The organism is Acidisphaera sp. S103 (genome assembly GCF_009765975.1).
In the GTDB taxonomy this organism is placed as follows: domain Bacteria; phylum Pseudomonadota; class Alphaproteobacteria; order Acetobacterales; family Acetobacteraceae; genus Rhodopila.
The window spans coordinates 1-7,962 of sequence record NZ_LMUJ01000029.1 but is presented as its reverse complement, the minus strand read 5'-3'; the positions used below and the strand labels follow the sequence as shown (position 1 = coordinate 7,962).

Here is a 7,962-nt window from a genome sequence, read left to right as displayed (position 1 = left end):
GCGGTGGTTAGGGCGTGGATGGCGGGCCTGCGCCCGCCATGACGGGGGGTGGGTGCCGTCGGTTCAGTTGGGGAGGAATTCTCGGATTGCCGTGGCGATTTCCTGGGCGTGTGTTTCCAGGGCGAAATGGCCGGTGTCCAGGAAGCGGACGATCGCGGCTGGATTGTCGCGCTTGAAGGCCTCGGCGCCGGGGGGCAGGAAGAAGGGATCGTTCTTGCCCCAGATCGCGAGCAACGGCGGCTTGTGAGTGCGGAAGTAATTTTGGAAGGCTGGATAGAGGGCAACGTTGCTTTTGTAATCGCCTAGCAGGTCGAGCTGGACCTCGTCGGCGCCGGGTCGCGCCAGGTAGAAATTGTCGAGAGACTGTCCGTCGGGCGAAACGGATGCCGGGTCGGTGACGCCGTTTGTGTACTGCCAGTGCGTCGTCTCCGGGGCCAGGAAGCCGCGCAGGGCTTCGCGATTGGCCGCTGACGGGTCCTGCCAGTAGGTTTGGATAGGTTTCCAGCCTTCGCTCAGGCCTTCCTGATAGGCGTTGCCGTTTTGCGAAATGATCGCGGTGATGCGGTCCGGGTGCTTCAGGGCGATGCGGAAACCCGTTGGGGCACCGTAATCGAAGACGTAGATGGCGAAGCGGGTGAGGCCGACGATTTCGGTGAACCGATCGATGACATTCGCGATGTGCTCGAACGAATAGGTGAATGTCGTGCGCGGCGGCATGCCGGACTGGCCGAACCCGGGCAGGTCGGGTGCGATGATATGGTAACGATCGGACAATAAGGGGATCAGGTCGCGGAACATGTGGCCGGCGCTGGGGAAACCGTGGAGCAGAAGCAGCGCGGGGGCGTCGGGTGCCCCTGCCTCGCGGTAGAAGACCTGGAGTCCATCGACGTCCGCGGTGCGATATTTGGTTTGACTCATGATGCTTTCCTTCAGTGAGCGGCGACGGCGCGCGCGGCCTCGCGGATGATGTGCACCACCACGTGGGGGGCGGTGACGGACGGTATGTGATCCACCGCGTGCGGGCGGATTTGGGCCTGCATCCGTTCGGCCATGAATCGTTGTGCCTCGGGGACGATCATGTGGTCGGATTCGGCGAGCAGAAACCAGGTTGGCCGGTCTTTCCATAGTGGCCGTCCGGCCTTCGTGCCGATGCAGGGTAGCGCGATGGGGTGCTGGACGGCGAAGAGGACGGCTTGTTCCTCGGCTGTCGCATGCGGTGCGAAGGCCGTGGCAAAGACGTCTTGCGGCAGCCAGATCAGGCCGTCGGCATCGGGGGCCAGTTTCGGTGCCGATGGATGGGGTTCCGAACGATAGAAGACGTCGGCGACGGTTTCGCCTTCGTCGGGGGCCAGCGCGGTGATGTAGACGAGCGCCTTCACCTGCTCCGAATGCGATCCGGCGATCACGGCGCCGGCGTAGGCGTGTCCGACCAGGATGACGGGGCCGTTGACACGAGCGATAACGCGGTCGAGGGCGGCGATATCGTCGGTCAGGGATGTAAGGGGTAGCGGTGCGGCGACCGAATTGATCCCCGCGGCGCGCAAGCCGAGGATGACCTTTGCCCAGCTTGAACCGTCGGCCCAGGCTCCGTGGGCGAGGACGATCGTAGGATCCGGCATGTTCCCACCCCTGCCCTATCGGTTTTTCGACGCGTGGCGGGCGATCAGTTGGTCGGCGACGTCGTTGAGATCGTAGCCGATGACGTGCGGCTGGGGGCCGACCCCCAGGACATCGTTGCCGATCCGGCGGATCAGGGCGGCTTCCCATCCGGCGGCGACGGCACCGAGCGTATCCCAGGTATGGCAGGCGATCATGCAGAAGCGGGATGGCGGCAGGCCGAGTTCTTTCATGGCGTAACCGTAGGCTTCGGGGGATGGCTTGTGGTGTTTCACGCCGTCGGCGCTGAAACGGCGCTCGAACAAGTCGACGATGCCGGCGTGTTCCAGTTGGCGGGTTTGGACCTCCAGCAGATTGTCGGTCAGGGTGAAGAGACGGAAACCGGCGGCGCGCAGCTTGCGCAGGGCGGCGGGGACCTCGGGGTGCGCGGGCATGGTGGAGAACTTTTCCCGGAGTTCGTCCTTGTCGCTGTCCTTGATTTTGATGCCTCTTGTATCCGCCAGCATCTTCATCACGGCGGCGCCGATATCGGTGAATGGCACGTATTGTCCCGCCACGGTCAGGGCGGCGGAATACATGATGAGGTTCGCGAACCACAGCCGCATGGCCGCCTTGTCGTCGAAGATGCGTTCAAAGGTCGGCGCCATTGTTTCGAGATCGAGAAGGGTTTCGTTGACGTCGAAGACGATGAGGGGAAGGTCTGACACGACACTAATCTCCGGTTCGATGTGACGCAGCCGAACCGCCCCGCTGTTGGGGGGCAGGCCATCTTCAGGGTTTGGGGGGCTGGCACGCCTGCCCTGCCCCAGCGGCAATCTCGTTATGCGGATGTCTGTAGGACAACAAGTTGTCCATGCGCAAGGGCCATGGGTGGCAAGATTCGTTGACTTTTGGACATCTCCCGTGTTCGTGAACATCCATGGGACAACGATGGCCAGGGTCGGGTTGCGGAAACCGTTCCACGCGTGTTTCCCTGGTTGCGAGGAGACAAGATTGCCGCTGCCTGAGAAGATGAGCCCGACGATCGGCCCGCGCCTACGGCATATCCGCCTGGAAAAGGGCTTCACCGTCGAGACGCTCGCTGCCGCCGCGGGGCTGGATAAGGGTTTCCTGTCGCGGCTGGAGCGGGGCACGAAGCGGCCCTCGGTCGAGACTGTGCTGCGGCTGTCGGCAGCCTTGGAGGTGCCCGTCGGCCTGCTGTTCGGTGAGCAGACGACGGACGAGACGGTGCGGATCAGTCGCGCGGCCGGACGGATGCGTTCGGCGGAAGATCCCGACACCTATAGCTTCGAGTTGCTGACGCCGAAGGGCAGCGTCATGGAGGCGTTTCTGTTCCAGGTGGGCACCGGACCGGTGGGCAACGGGCAGCAGCATGACGGGGAGGAAATGTTCCTTGTCTTGTCCGGCACGGTGGAAATGCGGACGCCGGATCGAAGCTACGTGCTGGAGACGGGCGACTGCGCCTATTTTCCCGGGCACGTTGCCCATCAGATGCGGCGGATCGGAACCCAACCGGCGACGGCCGTGATCGCTGTGGCTCGCGAGAGGTCGTCGGTGCGGAAGAAGCCGGTGGAGAGTTAGGTACGGGGGGTCGTATAGCCTGGCGCGCATGCCTTGTTGCAGGCGTCCATTGCTTGAGGGCACCGGGTCGATATTGCGCTGAAGAGCGTGGGACCGCGATGACTTTGGTTGTCTTATACTAGCGGCGGTTGACGTTGACACATCGGCTTGGTCTTGGGCCAGCGACGTCCGAGCCGTTTGGGGCGGCATCTTACTGGGGCAGATGGCCCGGACTTCGCCGGGCCATGACGAATCAAGAGACGAATCAAGAGGCGGCATCGACGGCGGTTGGTGTTGCGCTACAGAAACCGTTGGGTGGGCCCCGCCGGGTCGGCGTTGACCATGGGGCGGGCGCGTGGTGAAGTTTCCGGATATCAGAGCGCGACCGAATGAAAGCGCCGGGTCGGCCAGAACGAGCCGGCATTCTGGTAGGGGAAACGACAAAATGTGCTCAATGCTTCTCCGCTCGGCGATTGTTTGTGCGTTCGCTTTTGCCTCGGCCGTGGGATGCCTTGCGGCGGAGCCGGTCGACACGCAAGGGCCGCTGGTTCTGCAATCCGAGGGCAGTTTCTTCATCGGCGGGACGGCGCATCATGCGACGGGGCTGAGCGGGCTGACCACCGGTCCGGAGGTGACGCGCGAAGGCACGGTCACGACCGGGCAGATGTATGTGCAATATCAGATCCCGGCAAAGGCCACGCATCTGCCGGTGGTGATGATCCATGGCGGCGGCCTGAGCGCCCAGGCCTGGGAGACGACACCTGACGGGCGGATGGGATGGAGCGCGTATTTCCTGCGCAGCGGACGTCCGGTGTACCTGGTCGATCAGGCCGGCCGAGCACGGTCCGGCTTCGATGCAACCGGGTATAACAAGGTTAAGCTCGGTGAGGCCGCAGCGAAGGACGCGTCGCCGATCCTGGTCATCGGCCATGAATTCGCCTGGACGTGGTTCAGGATCGGGCCGAAGTTCGGCGTGCCCTTTGCAGATACACAGTTTCCGGTGAGCGCGGTCGACGAATTCTACAAGATGTGGATCCCCGACCTGAATGCCGGGCTGCCCGCCGACAATCCGAGTTATGCCGACGTCGCCGCGCTGTCGAAGAAGATCGACGGCGCGGTGGTGATGGGGCATTCGGAATCCTTCATGTTTCCGGAGCGTGCGGCGCTGCTCGACGCGTCGGGGGTCAAGGGCATGATCAGCCTGGAATCAGGCTATGCCTGCGCAACGACCTTCACCGACCAGCAACTTGCAACCCTGGCCAAGATCCCGCTGCTGATCGTATTCGCCGACCATCACGCTGACGCGCCGGAGCCGTTCGGATCGCGCTGGACGACGTCGATGCAACAATGCCGCGATTTCGCCGCGAACCTGACCAAGGCGGGTGGCGACGTCACGTTCATGCACCTTCCCGAGATGGGGATTCACGGCAACACGCACATGTTCATGCTGGATAAGAACAATCTGCAGATCGCCGATCTGGTGTTCGACTGGATCGACAAGCATGTCGAGCATCGGGCGCAGTAGCAACGGCCATTGACGTTGACAGATCAGCCTCGTCATGGCCCGGCAAGTCAGTCCGGGCCATCTGCCGCGGTAAGGTGCTGAACCAGACGGTTCGGACTTCGCCGAGCCATGACGAATTAAGTCTGTACGCGATTGGTACTAGTTTCCACCGGTCGGTCCGACCCGCCATGAATGAAACCCGGCCCGTGGGAGCCACGGTCATGGCTTTTCTTTTTATAAGGCGGATTAGCGGGATAAGGGGGGGATGCAGGGGATTGTTTTGCGATCAGGCCCCGGTGGTGATGCGGCGAATTTCGCCTTTGGGTTGGCCGAAGTTAATCAGCAGGCATAGGGGTTAGCCCGCCACCTGCAAGTCGTTTCGGCATTGCGGGAGATGGACGTCGCTCAGCGCGCGGACCACCACGGGGTTCGACGATGACCTGGTCCTCAACAATCAGATCGACGGTATATTCACCGACAATCACGTCGTCGTAAAAGGCGACGGCCCCCCGATGCTGCACGACGCCGAGCCCACACTTTCGCATCTCATGAGCAAGGGCATTTCGGAAACCTTTTCAACGAACCCATGACCGAGCGCATTGGCAACCCGAAACGCACACCTGATGATCCGTTCGGTGACCGGCACCCAAAACCGCAAATCCCCTTCATCCACCTTCATCCCGCTAATCCGCCTTAACAAACCTACCTTGGCGTCCGTGCCGACGCCTGAAGGGCGCGCGAAGGTCTCAAGCTGGTGCTTCATGCGGCGGTCTTGTCAGGTCTCGGTCGGCAGGGTCTTTCCAGCTTCGTCGTAGGCCGCGCCCATCAACCTCAGCCGCACCTTGTGCAGCCCGTCATTGATGTTCAGCGTGTAGAACACGGTGGGTTGGCCGGTGCCGCGCGGCTTGTGCCGCAGCTTCAGGAACGCGAAAACGTTGCGATCCGCTGACATCGGGTCCTTTTCGAGGGGGAAATTCCAGTGATGCGGTGCCAGCGGGCACGCCACCTTGTTGATCATCAGGCAGCTCGGGTCGACGAACCCGCCGAAATGCTCGTTGAAAATGCCCTGGCCGGGGCCGACGGATTCCCAGATGTCGACGCAGACCGGTCGGCGGGTTTCGGGGTGGACGAACCAGCGTAGGGCGAATGCCCACTCGGCGTCGTCCATGGCTCGGCGTAACTGGTACAGATGCTGCGTATCCCACCAATTGTCGTCGTCGAGATAGGCGACATAGGGCGAGTTCGCGAGGTAGGTCAGCATGGCGCGCAAGGCGCCGCCGTCACCGGGTGGGGTCAGGCCGCCATGGCGGGTGGAGGTGGAATAGCCCGGCCAGAACACCTGAACTGCGCAATGCGGCGGGCGTTCAGCGCAGACGGCGTCGATCATCGCCAGGTCGCCGCGGATGTTGTCGATGCCGATCAGGATGTGGATACGGCCGGGAAAGTTCTGGGCGAAAATGCCGCGCAAAGCCGGGGCCAGGGTCGGCCGCAGCACGGTGGGGATGACCACCGCCGCGTCCATAGGCTGCTGCAAGTCGATATCGGCGTAGGTGCGCAGGAAACCCTGCATCGTGCTTTGACTCCAGCCCCGTCGTACGCGGTGTTATGGGGTCGTTCGCAGCAGCGCGGCAAGCCGATCGTATTTGACGCGGCCATCCAGTTCGGGGGCGTATTCGTCGTCCAGTTTGGCACCGGAATATTTTGCCAGGGAGCGGGAATTGCGCAGCGTGTGAAGCGGCGTGCCCTCGATTTCGGCGGTGCCCGATTCCTGCAGCGTGTCGAGGCCGAGGGTGCTGATGTAGCGCTTGGTGTCGAACATCTGGGTGGCGGTCTCGCCGGGCAGTCCGTAGGTGAAGGTGCCGTGGACGGTCATGCCGGTGCGCTTGATCTCGGCCACCGCCTGGCGGGCGTATTCCAGGTCCAGGCGCTTGTTGACGATGGTGTCGACGACTTCCTGGTTGCCGCTCTCGAAGCCGATCTTGACGCCGAAACAGCCGCTGTCCTTCATTTCCTGCCACAGTTCCATGCGGATGGTGTCGGCTCGGCACATCGCGGACCAGGGGATGTTGATTTTGCGCATGACGGCGCACATGCGTTCCACGTGCTTGTCGCCGAGGTTGAAGGTGTCGTCGTCGAAATAGATTGTCCGGTAGCGGTATTTCGCCGTCAGCTCGGTCAGAAAGGCTTCCATATAGTCGGGTTTGTAGTGGCGGACGCTGCGCTTCTGGGTGCCGTCCGGATCGTTGCCGGTCATCGTCGCGGGCCAGACGCAGAAGATGCACTTGTACGGGCAGCCCCGGCTGCTCCAGACCTGGGCCTGGGGCGGGATCATGCCGCGGGGGTTGGCGTCCCAGTAACGATGGGCGTAGGTCGGGTCGTAGTATGGGAACGGGGCGGCGTTCATTTCTTCCAGCGTCAGCAGGTCGAAGTCGATCAGGCCGCTGGCGCCGTTCAGGACCTTGACGACGCCTTTTTCGTATTCGCCGCGGACGCAGGCGTGGACCGGCAGGTCCCGGAGAATCTTGGTGCTTTGGGAGGTGATCGGGCCGGTGACGACGATCCGGCAGGACGGCAGCAGCTTGTGGATGCGCTTGATGAGGGTGCTGTCGTGCTCCCAGCTTGGGGAGGCGGATTCGATGACGATGAAGTCGAACTGGCCGGCTTGGAGGAAGGCTTCGTATTGCGAGTAGGATTCCCGTAGGGCGATGCTGTCGCGGAAGACCACCTCGGCGCCGGTTTCGCGGGCGGCGTAGGTGGTGGCGTAGCCCATGAAGAACGGGTACGGCAGGTAGTTCCCGAAGGCGAATTTGTCGGGCGGGGACGTGATGTATTGGGTGAAGGGCCAGCGCGACCCGGCGCGGACGCCGGCGCCGAACATGGGGACCTGTTTGCCTCGGGCGTCGGTGCCGGTGCCTGTGTCGGTCCACCAGGGGGGATTGCTGAACAGCACTTTCATGGAACGGGCCTTCACGGGTCTGGCGGGGATCATAGACACGTCGGGGGGCTACAGAAAGTGTTGATTGGGGGGCTGTGACGCGCGGTTTTCCGTGCGGAACGCGGCGAAGTCGTGGGTGGCGGGCCTGCGCCCGCCATGACGGGAGAGGGCGGTGCCCGGGACAGGGAGAGGGTGCCGGGCCATGACACGGGGGGTGGGGTAGTGCGGTTTTCGCGCTTCGTCGGCCGGTGCGCGGATGGCCGGGACACGCCCACGGTTGTCTGGCACGTTTCTTGATATGATACGGTATCAAACTGTCTCATATCAGGACACCCTGTCCGGGCAC

Annotated in this window: 9 protein-coding genes; 2 read left to right on the top strand and 7 right to left on the bottom strand. The window is 62.9% G+C overall.

The window, feature by feature from the left end:
* Positions 1 to 63 precede the first annotated feature (63 nt).
* From GSQ89_RS03905 to GSQ89_RS03895, 3 genes are read right to left on the bottom strand one after another with little or no spacing between them, the layout of a single operon-like run.
* The gene (locus tag GSQ89_RS03905) at positions 64 to 918 is read right to left on the bottom strand and encodes an alpha/beta fold hydrolase (protein ID WP_158922239.1); all 855 of its coding nucleotides are present in this window, start codon (positions 916 to 918) and stop codon (positions 64 to 66) included.
* Between the two features lie 11 nt (positions 919 to 929).
* The gene (locus tag GSQ89_RS03900; protein WP_158922237.1) at positions 930 to 1,619 is read right to left on the bottom strand and encodes an alpha/beta fold hydrolase; all 690 of its coding nucleotides are present in this window, start codon (positions 1,617 to 1,619) and stop codon (positions 930 to 932) included.
* Positions 1,620 to 1,634: 15 nt separating this feature from the next.
* Positions 1,635 to 2,324: a haloacid dehalogenase type II gene (locus GSQ89_RS03895; RefSeq protein WP_158922235.1), complete on the bottom strand. Its 690-nt coding sequence runs from the start codon at positions 2,322 to 2,324 to the stop codon at positions 1,635 to 1,637.
* A 286-nt stretch (positions 2,325 to 2,610) separates the two neighbouring features.
* On the opposite strand from GSQ89_RS03895, the gene GSQ89_RS03890 reads away from it, so the two are divergent.
* Complete coding sequence (locus GSQ89_RS03890; protein ID WP_158922233.1) at positions 2,611 to 3,198, top strand: helix-turn-helix domain-containing protein; 588 nt, start codon at positions 2,611 to 2,613, stop codon at positions 3,196 to 3,198.
* A 424-nt stretch (positions 3,199 to 3,622) separates the two neighbouring features.
* The gene (locus GSQ89_RS03885) at positions 3,623 to 4,702 is read left to right on the top strand and encodes a hypothetical protein (RefSeq protein WP_158922231.1); all 1,080 of its coding nucleotides are present in this window, start codon (positions 3,623 to 3,625) and stop codon (positions 4,700 to 4,702) included.
* A 314-nt stretch (positions 4,703 to 5,016) separates the two neighbouring features.
* On the opposite strand, the gene GSQ89_RS40000 is transcribed toward GSQ89_RS03885, so the two are convergent.
* The 4 genes from GSQ89_RS40000 to GSQ89_RS03870 are packed head-to-tail and all read right to left on the bottom strand — an operon-like array spanning position 5,017 to position 7,637.
* The gene (locus tag GSQ89_RS40000; RefSeq protein WP_216855999.1) at positions 5,017 to 5,226 is read right to left on the bottom strand and encodes a GxxExxY protein; all 210 of its coding nucleotides are present in this window, start codon (positions 5,224 to 5,226) and stop codon (positions 5,017 to 5,019) included.
* Positions 5,163 to 5,444 (bottom strand): GxxExxY protein, encoded by a 282-nt coding sequence (locus GSQ89_RS38355; protein ID WP_216856000.1) that lies wholly within the window; start codon positions 5,442 to 5,444, stop codon positions 5,163 to 5,165. The genes GSQ89_RS40000 and GSQ89_RS38355 overlap by 64 nt, the downstream gene beginning before the upstream one ends.
* A gap of 12 nt (positions 5,445 to 5,456) precedes the next feature.
* The gene (locus GSQ89_RS03875; protein ID WP_158922229.1) at positions 5,457 to 6,251 is read right to left on the bottom strand and encodes a glycosyltransferase family 2 protein; all 795 of its coding nucleotides are present in this window, start codon (positions 6,249 to 6,251) and stop codon (positions 5,457 to 5,459) included.
* A gap of 33 nt (positions 6,252 to 6,284) precedes the next feature.
* Positions 6,285 to 7,637 (bottom strand): radical SAM protein, encoded by a 1,353-nt coding sequence (locus GSQ89_RS03870; RefSeq protein WP_158922227.1) that lies wholly within the window; start codon positions 7,635 to 7,637, stop codon positions 6,285 to 6,287.
* Positions 7,638 to 7,962: the final 325 nt, after the last annotated feature.